This window comes from Streptomyces sp. NPDC042002, from assembly GCF_055588305.1.
The window spans coordinates 38,508-54,000 of record NZ_JBVJCT010000028.1 but is presented as its reverse complement, the minus strand read 5'-3'; the positions used below and the strand labels follow the sequence as shown (position 1 = coordinate 54,000).

The 15,493-nt window shown below is 69.6% G+C and carries 11 protein-coding genes; 10 read left to right on the top strand and 1 reads right to left on the bottom strand.

Features of this window, described 5'->3' with window-relative positions; genetic code table 11:
* Window positions 1–145: 145 nt before the first annotated feature.
* Window positions 146–1,105, bottom strand: coding sequence for a hypothetical protein (locus ACZ6KY_RS30670; protein WP_469313517.1), 960 nt, complete (start codon window positions 1,103–1,105; stop codon window positions 146–148).
* A 136-nt stretch (window positions 1,106–1,241) separates the two neighbouring features.
* Between ACZ6KY_RS30670 and ACZ6KY_RS30665 the strand changes: the two genes are divergently transcribed.
* From ACZ6KY_RS30665 to ACZ6KY_RS30620, 10 genes are all read left to right on the top strand, one after another.
* The gene (locus tag ACZ6KY_RS30665) at window positions 1,242–3,893 is read left to right on the top strand and encodes a valine--tRNA ligase (RefSeq protein ID WP_469313516.1); all 2,652 of its coding nucleotides are present in this window, start codon (window positions 1,242–1,244) and stop codon (window positions 3,891–3,893) included.
* Window positions 3,894–4,235: 342 nt separating this feature from the next.
* On the top strand, window positions 4,236–5,774 hold the full coding sequence (gene folC / locus ACZ6KY_RS30660; protein WP_469313515.1) for a bifunctional tetrahydrofolate synthase/dihydrofolate synthase: 1,539 nt from the start codon (window positions 4,236–4,238) through the stop codon (window positions 5,772–5,774).
* Window positions 5,775–5,779: 5 nt separating this feature from the next.
* Window positions 5,780–6,163 carry a DUF4233 domain-containing protein gene (locus ACZ6KY_RS30655; RefSeq protein ID WP_469313514.1) on the top strand — a complete coding sequence of 128 codons (384 nt, stop codon included), beginning with the start codon at window positions 5,780–5,782 and terminating at the stop codon, window positions 6,161–6,163.
* Between the two features lie 185 nt (window positions 6,164–6,348).
* Window positions 6,349–6,762: a nucleoside-diphosphate kinase gene (gene ndk, locus ACZ6KY_RS30650; RefSeq protein WP_469313513.1), complete on the top strand. Its 414-nt coding sequence runs from the start codon at window positions 6,349–6,351 to the stop codon at window positions 6,760–6,762.
* 439 nt (window positions 6,763–7,201) lie between these two features.
* On the top strand, window positions 7,202–8,221 hold the full coding sequence (locus ACZ6KY_RS30645) for a rod shape-determining protein (protein ID WP_355851969.1): 1,020 nt from the start codon (window positions 7,202–7,204) through the stop codon (window positions 8,219–8,221).
* A gap of 207 nt (window positions 8,222–8,428) precedes the next feature.
* Window positions 8,429–9,367: a rod shape-determining protein MreC gene (gene mreC, locus ACZ6KY_RS30640; protein ID WP_469313512.1), complete on the top strand. Its 939-nt coding sequence runs from the start codon at window positions 8,429–8,431 to the stop codon at window positions 9,365–9,367.
* An 18-nt stretch (window positions 9,368–9,385) separates the two neighbouring features.
* The gene (mreD, locus tag ACZ6KY_RS30635; protein ID WP_469313511.1) at window positions 9,386–10,060 is read left to right on the top strand and encodes a rod shape-determining protein MreD; all 675 of its coding nucleotides are present in this window, start codon (window positions 9,386–9,388) and stop codon (window positions 10,058–10,060) included.
* A 196-nt stretch (window positions 10,061–10,256) separates the two neighbouring features.
* Window positions 10,257–12,515, top strand: a complete 2,259-nt coding sequence (mrdA, locus tag ACZ6KY_RS30630) for a penicillin-binding protein 2 (RefSeq protein ID WP_469313510.1) — start codon at window positions 10,257–10,259, stop codon at window positions 12,513–12,515.
* A gap of 34 nt (window positions 12,516–12,549) precedes the next feature.
* Window positions 12,550–13,746 (top strand): rod shape-determining protein RodA, encoded by a 1,197-nt coding sequence (gene rodA, locus ACZ6KY_RS30625; protein WP_469313509.1) that lies wholly within the window; start codon window positions 12,550–12,552, stop codon window positions 13,744–13,746.
* A gap of 142 nt (window positions 13,747–13,888) precedes the next feature.
* Window positions 13,889–15,400, top strand: a complete 1,512-nt coding sequence (locus ACZ6KY_RS30620; RefSeq protein WP_469313508.1) for a CYTH and CHAD domain-containing protein — start codon at window positions 13,889–13,891, stop codon at window positions 15,398–15,400.
* The last annotated feature ends 93 nt before the right edge of the window (window positions 15,401–15,493 follow it).

Genomic DNA, 15,493 nt, shown 5'->3' with positions numbered 1-15,493 from the left:
CCCCTGCCCCCCAACACACGGCGGGACCGGGAACGGGAGAAAAAGAAGACGGCGCACCCAAACAACGACAAAGGAGGGGCACCCAAAAAAACCCCCCCCGCCCGCCCCTTGTCCGTTGCGTTCACCGCAGGACGGTCGGCCCAGGTCAGGAGACCGGGACCCGGACGTCCTTGCGCAGCTTCACGGCGATGTCGGCCGCGGCCTCAGGGGTGCTGCCCTTGCCGGCCATCATGCTCGCGAAGTCGATCGGCATCACCAGGCCGAGCGTGCTGTGGTCGCCCCAGATGCAGACCGGCATCGTGAACGAGCTGGGGCCGGACGAGGTGTTCTTGATCTTGACTTCCTGGCACTTGAGGACGGCACCGTCGAGACCGCTCGGGGTGTACGCCTTCGGACTGCCGACGAACTCGCCGTCCTTGGTGCCTTCCTTCTCCTGGCTCTTCTTCATGCCGGCGAACATGTTGTCGACGGCCGCACCCGGGTCGTCGATGGTGCCCCAGATGCCGCCGAACGAGAGCTGCTTCATCGCGAGCGGGTTGCTCTTGTCGCCCGACTGGTAGGTCGCGTTGACGTCCTTGGGGTTCTTCACGCCCCAGCCCTCGGCGTCCTTCAGGTCCGACTTGGTCATGCCGTTGTCGTCGCCGCTGTCGGTGGACTTCTTGTACGCGCTGTCGAGGACCGACGCCGGCGTCGTCAGCTTGTGCGGCCCGTCGTCCGCGACGGAGCTGCTGCCGCTGCCGCCGAGTACGAGGTACGCCCCCACCGCGATGGCCGCCACCACGGCCACGCCGCCGATTATCAGGCCCGTCCGCTTCTTGCCGCCGGACGGTTCGGGTGGCATCGGGACCGTGCCGTAGGGGGGCTGCTGGCCGTACGGAGGGGTCTGCGGCGGGGCGCCCTGGGGGTAGCCGTACCCGGGCTGCGCGGGGGGAGGCTGCTGGGGGTAGCCGTAGCCGGGCTGCGCGGGGGGAGCCTGGGGCGGGTAGCCGTAGCCGGGCTGAGGGGCCTGCGGCGGCTGGCCGTAGGGGCCCGGCTGGCCCGGCTGACCGTAAGGTCCGGGCTGCTCGGGCTGCCCGCCGTACGGGCCCGGCTGGTTGTAGCTCATTCCTGGGTTCCCCTCCAGATACTTATGCGTTCCGAACATCCTGGCGCACAGGTCAGGCCCCAAAGCCCCCGGGGACCGCACCGTTACGAAGTAATCGCGTTTCGGGACAGGGCCATGACGCCTCTAAACTGATCCCGTGACCGAAAACGCTCAGCAGCAGCCACCAGAGCCCAACGCCGAACTGCCGACCCAGTACGCGCCGGCCGATGTAGAGGGGCCGCTGTACGAGCGCTGGGTGGAGCGCGGCTACTTCGAGGCGGACGCGAAGAGCGACAAGCCTCCGTTCACGGTCGTCATCCCGCCGCCGAACGTCACCGGCAGCCTGCACCTCGGACACGCCTTCGAGCACACCCTCATCGACGCCCTCACCCGCCGTAAGCGCATGCAGGGTTTCGAGACGCTGTGGCAGCCCGGCATGGACCACGCCGGCATCGCCACGCAGAACGTCGTCGAGCGGGAACTCGGCAAGGAGGGCAAGTCGCGGCACGACCTCGGCCGGGAGGCGTTCGTCGAGCGCGTCTGGCAGTGGAAGGCCGAGTCCGGCGGGCAGATCTCCGGGCAGATGCGCCGCCTCGGTGACGGCGTCGCGTGGTCGCGCGAGCGCTTCACCATGGACGAGGGTCTCTCCCAGTCCGTCCAGACCATCTTCAAGAAGCTCTACGACGACGAGCTGATCTACCGCGCCGAGCGCATCATCAACTGGTGCCCGCGCTGTCTCACCGCCATCTCGGACATCGAGGTCGAGTACCAGGACGACGACGGTGAGTTGGTCTCCATGAAGTACGGGGAGGGGGACGACTCCATCGTCGTCGCCACCACCCGTGCCGAGACCATGCTCGGTGACACCGCCGTCGCCGTTCACCCGGGCGACGAGCGGTACAAGCACCTCGTCGGCAAGCTCATCCGCCTGCCGCTGACCGAGCGTTCCATCCCGGTCGTCGCCGACGAGCACGTCGACCCCGAGTTCGGCACCGGCGCCGTCAAGGTGACGCCCGCCCATGACCCGAACGACTTCGAGATCGGGCAGCGCCACAACCTGCCCAACATCGCCGTGATGGACGAGCACGCGGTCATCACGGTCCCGGGTCCCTTCCAGGGCCTGGACCGTCTGGAGGCCCGTTCCGCCATCGTCGGCGCGCTGCGCGCCGAAGGCCGGATCGTCGCCGAGAAGCGGCCGTACAGCCACTCCGTGGGCCACTGTTCGCGCTGCAAGACCACCATCGAGCCGCGGCTTTCCATGCAGTGGTGGGTCAAGGTCGGTCCGCTGGCGAAGGCCGCGGGCGACGCCGTCCGCGACGGCCGCGTCAAGATCCACCCGCAGGAGATGGAGAAGCGGTACTTCGACTGGGTCGACAACCTCCACGACTGGTGCATCTCGCGGCAGTTGTGGTGGGGCCACCGCATCCCGGTCTGGTACGGCCCGAACGGTGAGATCGTCTGCGTCGGTCCCGACGACGAGGCGCCGACGGGCGAGGGCTGGCACCAGGACACCGACGTCCTCGACACCTGGTTCTCCTCCGGCCTGTGGCCGTTCTCCACGCTCGGCTGGCCCGAACAGACCGAGAGCCTCGCGAAGTTCTACCCGAACTCCGTCCTGGTCACCGGCTACGACATCCTCTTCTTCTGGGTCGCCCGGATGATGATGTTCGGCCTGTACGCGATGGACGGCACCCCGCCGTTCCACACCATCGCCCTGCACGGCATGGTCCGCGACCAGTTCGGCAAGAAGATGTCCAAGTCCTTCGGGAACGCGGTCAATCCGCTGGACTGGATGGACAAGTACGGCAGTGACGCACTGCGGTTCACGCTCGCGCGCGGCGCCAACCCCGGTGTCGACGTGCCGATCGGCGAGGACTGGGTCCAGGGCTCGCGCAACTTCGCCAACAAGATCTGGAACGCCACCCGTTTCGCGCTGATGAACGGCGCGACGGTCGAGGGCGAACTCCCGCCCGCCGACGAGCTGTCGGCCACCGACCGCTGGATCCTGTCCCGGCTGAACGCCACGGTCGCCGAAGTCGACGCGCTCTACGACGACTTCCAGTTCGCCAAGCTGTCGGACGCGCTGTTCCACTTCGCGTGGGACGAGGTCTTCGACTGGTACGTCGAGCTGTCCAAGACGACGTTCATGGCCGGCGGCGAGCCCGCGAAGGTCTCCGGCCGGGTCCTCGGCGAGGTCCTGGACGTGACGCTGCGGCTGCTGCACCCGATCGTCCCGTTCGTCACGGAGACCCTCTGGACCACCCTCACGGGCGGCGAGTCGGTCGTCATCGCGGACTGGCCGACGTCCGTGTCCGTCCCCGGCGCCGCCGCGGCGGGCGGCTTCCGTGACACCGCCGCCGAGCAGGAGATCGAGAAGCTCCAGCAGGTCATCACGGAGGTCCGCCGCTTCCGTGCCGACCAGGGCCTCCAGCCCGGCCAGCGGGTCCCGGCCCGGCTGACCCTCGACGGGACCGCGCTGGCCCCGCACGAGGCGGCCATCCGTCAGCTGCTGCGACTCCAGCCGGAGGGCGAGAGCTTCTCGGCCACGGCGACGCTGCCGGTCGCGGGAGCCACGGTCGCGCTCGACCTGTCGGGCACGATCGACATCGCCGCGGAGCGCAAGCGGCTGGCCAAGGACCTCGCCGCCGCCGAGAAGGAGAAGGCCGCGGCGAACGGCAAGCTCGGCAACGAGGCGTTCCTCGCCAAGGCCCCGGACAACGTCGTGGACAAGATCCGCGGGCGGCTCGCCAAGGCGGACGAGGACATCGCCCGTATCCAGGAGCAACTGGAGCGCCTGCCCGAGGCGTAGCCGCTCGACCCTGCCCAGGCGAAGGCCCTCCGGACCGTTCGGTCCCGGGGGGCCTTCCGCCGTACCCGGCCGTACTTTTCCTCGCCCCCTCCGCCCCTTCCCGTCCCGTTCCCGGGGACCGCGCCCCCAGACCCGCGCTTCGGCCCGACGGTCTCGTCCTCCATCGCCGGACGGGCTAAGACTCTCCAGCGCCGGACGAGAGAAAAACAGCCCCTCCGGCGATTGAGGAGCGGGGGGCCGGGGCCAGCACCCCCGTTACGGGACGGGTAGGGGCGGAGGGGGCGAAAACCCCCACACGCCCCCACACGCCCGCACACCCCGCCGTCTCCGTAGACTGGCCCCGTGAGTGACCTCCCCCCGCACGACAGCAGCGCGTCCGACGAGTCGGAACACCCTGACCCGCACGGCCTCTTCGACGAGATCGTGGCCAACGAGACCGACCGCGACCCCGACCTCGCGGTGATCGAGGCCGGCAGCCGCACCCTGCGAACCCGGGGCGCCGACGGCCCGCAGGCCGACGTACCCGGGCGGCCCTTTGACCCCGAGGTCGACAAGGCGCTGCGCGAGGTGGAGGCCGAGCTCGCCACCCGCTGGGGCGAGACCAAGCTGGAGCCGTCCGTCAGCCGGATCGCGGCGCTGATGGACGTCCTGGGGGAGCCGCAGCGCGCGTACCCCTCGATCCACATCACGGGCACCAACGGCAAGACCTCCACCGCCCGCATGGTCGAGGCGCTGCTCGGCGCCTTCGACCTGCGCACCGGGCGCTACACCAGCCCCCACGTCCAGTCGATCACCGAGCGGATCAGCCTGGACGGGGTGCCGGTCTCCGCCGAGCGGTTCGTCGAGACATACAACGACATCAAGCCCTACGTCGAGATGATCGACGGGCAGCAGGAGTACCGGCTGTCGTTCTTCGAGGTGCTCACCGGCATGGCGTACGCCGCCTTCGCCGACGCGCCCGTGGACGTGGCCGTCGTCGAGGTCGGGATGGGCGGCAGCTGGGACGCCACCAACGTGATCGACGGGGACGTCGCCGTCGTGACCCCCATCGACCTCGACCACACCGACCGGCTCGGTGAGACGCCCGGCGAGATCGCCGTCGAGAAGGCGGGCATCGTCAAGCAGGGCGCCACCGTCATCCTGGCCCAGCAGCCGGTCGACGCGGCCCAGGTGCTGCTGAAGAAGGCCGTCGAGGTCGACGCGACGGTGGCCCGCGAGGGACTTGAGTTCGGTGTCGTGGGGCGCCAGATCGCCGTCGGCGGGCAGCTGCTCACCCTGCGCGGCCTCGGCGGGGAGTACGAAGAGGTCTTCCTCCCGCTGCACGGCGCCTACCAGGCGCACAACGCGGCCGTGGCGCTCGCCGCGGTCGAGGCGTTCTTCGGTGTCGGCTCGGCACACGCCCAGCGGCTCGACATCGACACCGTGCGCAAGGCGTTCGCCTCGGTCACCTCGCCGGGCCGCCTGGAGATCGTGCGGCGCTCGCCCACCGTCGTGCTCGACGCCGCCCACAACCCGGCGGGCGCCCGCGCGACCGCCGAGGCGGTGAGCGAGGTGTTCGACTTCAGCCGGCTGATCGGGGTCGTCGGCGCGAGCGGCGACAAGAACGTGCGGGGACTGCTCGAGGCCTTCGAGCCGATCTTCGCCGAGGTCGTCGTCACGCAGAACTCCAGCCATCGCGCGATGGACACGGACGAACTGGCCGGGATCGCCGTCGAGGTCTTCGGCGAGGACCGGGTCCAGGTCGAACCGCGGCTCGACGACGCCCTGGAGGCCGCGATCACACTCGCAGAGGAAGAGGGCGAGTTCGCGGGCGGGGGCGTGCTGGTCACCGGATCCGTCATCACGGTCGGCGAGGTCCGACTGCTCCTGGGGAGGGGCTGACTCTCATGCGTACGCTCTGTGCTTCCACACTGATCGGCGAGTTCTTCGTCATCGGCTTCGCCGGGCTCGTCGCCATGAAGGAACCCGATCTGTCCACGGCCACGGTCTGGACGGTCTGCGGGATCCTCATGGCGCTGAGCGTGCTGCTGTGCGGCATGATCACGCGGCCCGGCGGTGTCCAGCTCGGCTGGGCACTACAGATCCTGCTGATCGCCGGCGGCTTCGTCGTTCCGTCGATGTTCGTCCTGGGCCTGGCCTTCGCCGCCCTGTGGTGGGCCTCGGTCCACTACGGCCGGAAGATCGACGAGGCCAAGGCCAGGTTCGCCGCACAGCCGCAGTCTCAGCCGCAGCCCCCGGCACAGGCCGAGCCGGGCGGCAACCCGGCGTAGCCGGGCGCACCCCGGTGTCAGGGGCTTGCGCCGGCCCCGCGCGGCGCCCCGGCGCGCGGCTTCGGCGGACAGGAGCGTGTGCCGGTGCCCCGTGTGCCGTTACCACCTGACGCTGTGTGACAGCCACCCGGACACGCCCTGTAGCCTCGTTCATCCGCACAAGTGTGACCCGAAGGAGCCATCCCGTGAGCCAGCGCACCCTCGTCCTTCTCAAGCCCGACGCCGTCCGTCGCGGCCTGACCGGCGAGATCATCAGCCGTATCGAGCGCAAGGCCGGCTGGCAGATCACCGCGCTGGAGCTGCGGACCCTGGACCAGGACACGCTGGAGCAGCACTACGGCGAGCACAAGGGCAAGCCCTTCTACGAGCCGCTGGTGGAGTTCATGGCCTCCGGCCCGGTCGTGGCGCTGATCGTCGAGGGCGAGCGGGTCATCGAGGGCGTGCGCGCCCTGGCCGGCCCGACCGACCCGATCGCCGCCGCCCCCGGTTCCATCCGCGGCGACTACGGTGTGATCGTCCGCGAGAACCTGATCCACGCCTCGGACTCCGAGGAGTCGGCCGACCGCGAGGTGAAGATCTTCTTCCCCGGCCGCGTCTGAGCGTACGGACGACTGTCCCCGCGTGCGCGCCCCCGTGTACGCACGGTCACCGTCTCGCGTACGGACGGTCGCGTCCGAGGCCGCGGGCGGTCTCGGTGAGGCCGCCCGGACGATCTCCGGAGCACACCGGGCAGCACTTTTTGAAGAAATTTTCTGAGACGGCGTCAGCGCCGCTCTGACAGTCTGACCTGGGACGGCCGTGAAAAATCCGGCCGTCCCGTGGCATATGCGCTCTGATCGAGGGAACGCGTGACCCCGATGGCCCGTCTCCACAAGCGAGTCGGTCCGCCATCTGCTGACAATGGCGAAGACCCTCGCGCAGTGTTCGTGTATGCGCGTCTACGATGGAAGCGTTCACGTCGCTGCACCAACCTCGCCGTCCTAAAAAGCCGTCAAAGCTCCACTTGGGAAGGCCAGACGAATCCTGATGGGGAACTCAATGTCGTTCATCGGCCGTGACATGGCTGTCGACCTCGGGACCGCCAACACGCTGGTGTACGTCAGGGGTCGAGGGATCGTACTCAACGAGCCGTCCGTCGTCGCGATCAACACCAACACCGGCGGGATCCTCGCGGTGGGCGCGGAAGCCAAGAAGATGATCGGGCGGACGCCGGGCAACATCGTTGCCGTGCGCCCGCTGAAGGACGGCGTCATCGCCGACTTCGAGATCACCGAGCGCATGCTCCGCTACTTCATCCTGAAGATCCACAAGCGCCGCTACCTCGCCCGCCCCCGTGTCGTGGTCTGTGTGCCCTCCGGCATCACCGGCGTCGAGCGCCGCGCCGTCATCGAGGCGTCGTCCCAGGCCGGCGCCCGCCAGGTGCACATCATCGAGGAGCCCATGGCCGCGGCCATCGGCGCCGGCCTGCCGGTCCACGAGGCCACGGGCAACATGGTGGTGGACATCGGCGGCGGCACCACGGAGGTCGCGGTCATCTCGCTCGGCGGCATCGTCACCGCCCAGTCCATCCGCGTCGCGGGTGACGAACTGGACAACGCGATCATCCAGTACATCAAGAAGGAGTACAGCCTCCTTCTCGGTGAGCGGACGGCCGAGCAGATCAAGATCACGATCGGTTCGGCGTACGACCTCGACACCGAGGAGCACACCGAGATCCGCGGCCGGGACCTGGTGTCCGGACTGCCCAAGACGGTCGTCATCTCGGCGTCCGAGGTCCGCAAGGCGATCGAGGAGCCGGTCAACGCGATCGTCGACGCCGTGAAGACGACGCTCGACAAGTGCCCGCCCGAGCTCTCCGGTGACGTGATGGACCGCGGAATCGTTCTGACCGGCGGCGGAGCCCTGCTGCGCGGCCTGGACGAGCGACTGCGCCGCGAGACCGGCATGCCGATCCACATCGCGGAGGACCCGCTGGACAGCGTGGCGCTCGGCTCCGGCAAGTGTGTCGAGGAGTTCGAGGCGCTCCAGCAGGTTCTGGACGCCCAGCCGCGCAGATGAAGTAACACTTCGATTCCGCCGTACGAGATCAGCCCTTCTCGTGCGGCGGATCGTTGGTATGGAGGCATAAACTCCTGCGACATAGAGTCATAACCTCCCCCATAACACCCCCCGTCACACCCCAGCCTCATCGCACCGTGGGCATCCTTTTCGCCCAGGGTGCGCCCCTGTTGACCCAACACGACGAGGAAGGCACGGCCGCCGCACGTGAGGGACACACGAGAGAGCCGGCTGCTCCTGGTGCTGCTGATCGCCATCGCGTTCGCACTGATCACGGTGGACATCCGCGGCGGGCAGGACTCACCGGTCGACGGTGCCCGCCAGGCCGCCGCGACGGTCTTCGGCCCGATCGAGAACGGGGTGTCGTCCGCGGTCGACCCCGTCGGCAACGCGATCTCCGCGGTCCGCGACTCGGGCGGACGGCATGATCGGCTCGCCCAACTGGAGCACGACAACGCGGCGTTGAAGGCGAGGCTCGGCAGCAACGACCGCAACCGCAGCCGCCTCAAGCAGCTCGACAAGATGATCAAGGTGGCGGGCGAGGGCCAGTACGGCATCAAGGGTGCCGAGGTGATCGCCATAGGGGCGGCCCAGGGCTTCTCCTGGACCGTCACCATCGACGTCGGCGCCGAGGACGGCATCCAGCGCGACATGACCGTCCTGAACGGCGACGGACTGGTCGGCCGCGTCACCACCGTCGGCCCGGACACCGCGACCGTACTGCTCGCCAACGACCCCGACTTCACCGTGGGCACGCGCATGGAGTCGACCGACGAACTCGGCTTCGCCTCCGGCCAGGGCGACCGCCCGCTGCGCGTCGAACTCCTCAACGCCAAGGCGAAGATCAAGAAGGGCGACCGGCTGGTCACCTTCGGCTCGCAGGCCGACAAGCCGTTCGTGCCCGGCGTTCCCGTCGGTGTCGTCTCCCGGGTCGACCCGTCCGGCGGCGACCTGACCCGCACGGTCTACGTGACGCCGTTCGTCTCGTTCACCAGGCTCGACATCGTCGGTGTCGTCGTCGCGGCACCCAAGAGCGACCCGCGCGACACCGTGCTGCCCCCGAAACCCAGACCGACGCCCACGCCGACCGTGACCGTGACGGTCACCCCCTCGGCGAGCGCCCCCGCCCTCGGCCAGCAGCAGTAGCAGGAGGAGCCGAATCCCATGCGTTTCAACCGGATGCTGCTCTCCGTCACCCTGGTGGTCGTCGCCCTGGTGATCCAGGTGAGCGTTCTTGCCCGACTCCATCTCCCGGGCGCCGTCCCGGACCTGGTGCTGCTGACCGTGCTCGCCCTCGCCCTGGTCTACGGCCATGTCGGCGGCGCGCTCATCGGCTTCGGCGCCGGTCTGCTCTCCGACCTCGCCCCGCCCGCCGACCACGCCGCCGGGCGCTACGCCCTCGTGCTCTGCGTCATCGGCTACCTCGCCGGCCTGGCCAAGCCGGAGAACGGCCGCCTCAAGTCGGCCACCGGACCGATGGCCGTGGTCGTCGCCGCCGCGATCGGCTCCACCCTGCTGTACGCGAGTGTCGGCGCCCTCGTCGGCGACACCGCCGCCCGCCATGTCGGGCTCGACAGCCTGCTCCTCACGGCCGCCGTCTACGACCTGCTGCTCGCGCCCTTCGTCGTCCCGGTGCTGATGGCACTGGCCCGGCGTGCCGAGAACGATCCGCTCGCCGACGGCGGTTCGGCGTCCAAGGGGGCCGACGTCGCGTCGGGCTGGCTGTCCTCCGGCGGCACCGGTCTGCGCATCGGCAGCCAGCGCGGCGGACTGCGCGTGAAGGCGGCCAAGGCACGGGTCGCCCGCGCCGGACGCATCAAGGGGGTCAAGCGGCTGTGACGACAGCGAGGAGCGCCGGCCGGCGGACAGGTCAAGCGCCGCACGGGTCATGGCACTTGACCGACCGCGGTGTCACCGCGCACAGGTTCGCCGTGTACTCGTATGACTCGTACACACACTGAGAGGGGGAGGCAGCAGCTGTGACCAACGCCCACCCGTCGCCCACCACCACCCTTCCAGGGGATGGGCCGCGCCCATGACCAACATTCCCGAGACCGGCCGGACCCCACGGGTCCAGATCCGGCTCGTCGTCATCCAGATTCTCGTACTCTCCCTCCTCGGCACCCTCGGCGGACGCCTCTGGTTCCTCCAGATCCGCAACGGCGACCAGTACGCCAAGGAAGCGTCCGGCAACCACGTCCAGCAGGTCGTCGAGCCCGCCGTACGGGGCTCGATCCTCGACGCGCGGGGCGTTCCGATCGCCGACAACGAGACCCGGCTCGTGGTCTCCGCCTCGCGCACCGACCTGCTGAAGATGCCGGACGACGGGAAGGCCGTCCTCACCAAGCTCGCCGGCGTGCTGGGCCTCAAGGCCGAGGACGTCATCCAGAAGGTCCGCCTCTGCGACGCCAAGACGCCGCAGCCGTGCTGGAACGGCTCGCCTTACCAGCCGATCCCCATCACCGACAAGGCCACCGCGCGCCAGGCCCTCCAGATCCGCGAACGCTCCGAGGACTTCCCCGGCATCACCGCCGAGCCGGAGGCCGTACGCCGTTACGCGGCACCCGGCAAGTCCAACGCCGCGCAGGTGCTCGGCTACCTCTCGCCCGTCACCGACGACGAGATCACCAAGGCCAAGGACACCGACTCGCCCTACCTCCGCTCCGACCAGGTCGGCCGCTCCGGCCTGGAGCGCGAGTACGACAAGGCGCTGCGCGGCAAGGCCGGCGTGACCCGCTACGAGGTCGACAACCTGGGCCGCGTCATCGGCAAGGCCAAGAGCGACAAGGCCGAGCCCGGCGCCAACCTCGTCACCAGCATCGACGCCCGCGTCCAGCGCGTCGCCGAGTACGAACTGAACGACGCGATGAAGGTCGCCCGGACCCAGTTCGACAAGATCACCGGCGAGAACTACAAGGCCGACTCCGGCGCGGTCGTGGTGATGGAGGCCAAGACCGGCCGCGTCGTCGCCATGGCGTCCCAGCCGACGTACGACCCGAACGCCTGGGTCGGCGGCATCTCCGGCAAGGACTACACCGCGCTCACCGGCAAGAAGTCCAACTACCCGCTGCTGAACCGCGCCATACAGGGTCAGTCGGCGCCCGGCTCGACGTTCAAGGTGGTCTCCACCGCCGCCGCGGTCCAGGCCGGTTACGCCTTCGACGGCCACTACCCCTGCACCAGCTCCTACTCCGTCGGCAGCCAGGTCTTCAAGAACTTCGAGGGGGAGAGCTTCGGCCCCATCTCGCTCGGCCGGGCCCTGGAGGTCTCCTGCGACACCGTCTTCTACGGACTCGCCGACAACGAGTGGAAGAAGGACGGCGGCATCAACCCGAAGAAGACCCCCAAGGACTACTTCTACAAGACCGCCCACCAGTTCGGACTCGGCAAGGCGACCGGCATCGACCTCCCCAACGAGGTCACCGGCCGCATCCCGGACCGCCAGTGGAAGCTGAACTACTGGAAGGCCAACAAGGTCGCCTGGTGCAAGAGCGGCAAGAAGGGCGGCACCTACGTCCAGCGGATCGAGTACGAGAACTGCCTCGAAGGCAACAAGATGCGCGAGGGCGACTCGATCAACTACTCCATCGGACAGGGTGACACCCTCCTCACCCCGATCCAGGAAGCCGCCATGTACTCCGCGGTCTCCAACGGCGGCACCCTGTACGCCCCGACCATCGGCAAGGCCATCGTCAGCGCCGACGGCAAGACCGTCCAGGACATCAAGCCGAAGGTGAACGGCAAGCTGCCGGTCAGCAAGGCGACGCTCAAGGGCATGAACGAGGCCTTCGCGGGCGTCGTGACCCGCGGTACCGCCGCCTGGAAGTTCGGCGGCTGGCCGCAGGACAAGATCCCGCTGCACGCCAAGACCGGTACCGCCGAGGTCTACGGCAAGCAGACGACGTCCTGGCTCGCCACGTACTCCAAGGACTACACGATCATCATGACGATCTCCCAGGCCGGTACGGGCTCGGGAGCGTCCGGTGAAGCCGTGCGCAAGATCTACAACGCCCTCTACGGAGTCTCCGCCGACGGCGCCATCGACAACAAGAAGGCCCTCCTGCCGACCCCGCAGAAGAGCCTGCCGAAGATCCAGACCGACGGCTCGATCGACGCCCCGGCCATCTCCAAGGACCCGGCCAAGGACCAGCAGGCCAGCCAGGCACCCAAGGACGGCACCGGCGACCCGAACCTGCCCGCCGGCACCACCGCCTCACCCAGCGCCGGCAACCGCGTCACCCGAAGGCGGACGGCGCACCCGCCCAAGAGGCGGGGGAAGAGGATCCTGACATGACGACGGCGGCGACCAAGGTGCTGAGGATCCTGACATGACCGGAGCCAACAACTTCTCCGTCTCCGGGTACGGACCCGAGCGCGCGGGCTGGACACGTCTGTTCGCCCGCGACTCGCTCACCCGCCGGCTCGACTGGCCGATACTGCTGTCGGCCGTCGCGCTCTCGGTGATCGGCTCGGCCCTCGTCTACTCGGCGACCCGCAACCGCACCGAGATCAACCAGGGCGACCCGTACTACTTCCTCATCCGCCATCTGATGAACACCGGCATCGGCATCGGCCTGATGATCGGCACGATCTGGCTCGGCCACCGCACCCTGCGCACGGCCGTGCCGATCCTGTACGGGTTCTCGGTCTTCATGATCCTGCTGGTACTGACCCCGCTCGGCGCGACGATCAACGGCCAGCGCAACTGGCTCGTCGCGGGCGGCCTGTCACTCCAGCCCGCCGAGTTCATCAAGATCACGATCATCCTGGGCATGGCGATGCTGCTGGCGAGCCGGGTGGACGCGGGCGACAAGCCGTACCCGGACCACCGCACGGTGGTGCAGGCGCTGGGCCTCGCGGCCGTCCCGATGATGATCGTGATGCTGATGCCCGACCTCGGCACGATCATGGTCGCGGTCGTCATCGTGCTCGGTGTGCTGGTCTCCTCCGGCGCCTCCAACCGCTGGGTGTTCGGCCTCATCGGCGCGGGCACCCTCGGCGCGGTCGCCGTCTGGCGGCTGCACATCCTCGACGAGTACCAGATCAACCGCTTCGCGGCCTTCGCCAACCCCGACCTGGACCCGGCCGGCGTCGGCTACAACACCAACCAGGCCCGTATCGCCATCGGCTCCGGCGGCCTCTTCGGCACCGGCCTCGGCCACGGCTCGCAGACGACCGGCCAGTTCGTGCCCGAGCAGCAGACCGACTTCGTCTTCACGGTCGCCGGCGAGGAACTGGGCTTCGTGGGCGCGGGCCTGATCCTGCTGCTCCTCGGCGTGGTCCTGTGGCGCGCCTGCCGCATCGCCCGCGAGACGACCGAGCTGTACGGCACGATCGTCGCCGCCGGGATCATCGCCTGGTTCGCCTTCCAGGCCTTCGAGAACATCGGCATGACCCTGGGCATCATGCCGGTCGCCGGTCTGCCCCTCCCGTTCGTGTCCTATGGAGGATCCTCCATGTTCGCGGTCTGGGTGGCGATCGGCCTCCTGCAGTCGATCAGAGTGCAACGCCCGATGTCGGCCTAGCCCAGGCCCGGCCCGCCGAAGGCCGGGTGCCGCCTCGGAGAACACGAGGTGACACCCGGTCCAACGGGAAAAGGCCGCCTCCGGCCAAGCCGGGGCCGATCGGGTACTGCCCACGGCCCGCAAACGCGTCTAGATTCGGGTCATGGCGGACACGAAGCGTGAAATCGAGCGCAAGTACGAAGGTCCCGCGGTCGAGGGCGGCACCGACCTGCCGGACCTGAGCGGTGTCCCCGGAGTCGCCGGGGTCGTCGACAAGGGCGTCGCCGAACTCGACGCGACCTACTACGACACGTCCGACCAGCGCCTCGCCGCCGCCTCCCTCACCCTGCGCCGCCGCACCGGTGGCGCAGACGCCGGCTGGCACCTCAAACTCCCCGTCTCCGAGGGCGTACGCGACGAGATCCAGGCCCCCCTCTCCGACACCGTGCCCCGCGCGCTGTCGGGCCTCGTCCGCTCCCGCGTGCGCGACGCCGAGCTCGTCCCCCTCGTACGCCTGCGGTCGGCCCGCGACATCCGCCACCTCGTCGACGGCTCCGGCGCCCTGCTCGCCGAGGTCAGCCTCGACCGGGTCCGCGCGGAGCGGCTCAGCGGGGGCGAGGGCACCGCCGTATGGACCGAGATCGAGGTGGAACTCGCGGACGACGGCGACCCCGCCTTCCTCGACAAGGTCGAGAAGAAACTCCGCAAGGCCGGTCTGAGCCGCTCCGCCTCGTCCTCCAAACTGGCGAAGGCGCTGGCCGAGACCGGGAAGCGCGCCAAGAAACCCGCTCCCGGGAAGGAGCCGGTCACCGCGGGCGACCACGTCCTCGCCTACCTCCGCGCCCAGTACGACGCCATGGTCGAACTCGATCCGGCCGTCCGCCGCGACGTCCACGACTCCGTGCACAGCATGCGCGTCGCCACCCGCCGGATGCGCAGCACCTTCCGGTCGTACGGGAAGATCCTCGACCGCGCCGTCACCGACCCGATCGGCGACGAGCTGAAATGGCTGGCCGGCGAGCTCGGCGTCGACCGCGACCAGGAAGTCCTCACCGAGCGGCTCACCGAGGCCCTCGGCCGGCTGCCCCGCACCCTGCTCTCCGGCCCGGTCCGCACCCGGCTGCGCACCTGGGCGCACGCCCGCCACGGCGGCTCCCGGCGCCGCCTGATCGCCGTCCTGGACGGGAAGCGCTACATGGCGCTGCTGACCGCGCTCGACGCGCTCGTCACCGACCCGCCCCTGCTCAAGGCGGCCGCGGGCGACCCCGCGAAGGTGATCGCGAAAGCCGTCCGCAAGGACTTCGGCAAGGTCTCCGACCTCGTCGTAGAGGCCCTCGACCGGCCGCCGGGCGCCGACCGCGACCACGTGATGCACGAAGCCCGCAAGAAGGCCAAGCGCACCCGCTACGCGGCCGAGGCCGCGGCCCCCGCCCTGGGCGGACCGGCCGCCGGCCTGGTCAAGTCGATGAAGTCCCTGCAGAGCCTGCTCGGCGACCACCAGGACAGCGTGATGACCCGCGAGGCCCTGCGGGAACTGGCGGCCCTGGCCTACGCGGCGGGGGAGACCTCGTTCACCTACGGGGTGCTCTACGGCCGCGAGGAACAGCGCGCGGCGGCGGCCGAGGCGGCGCTGCCGGGGGCCTGGGAGGCGATCGAGGCACAGGCGGCGGTCTGACGGGGCCCCATGGTCTGTGAGGGCTCACGGGCCCGACGGTGCCGCCGGGGCCGGGCGGCGGTGGAGGCCCGATGTGCGTCCGGCGGTGCGGCG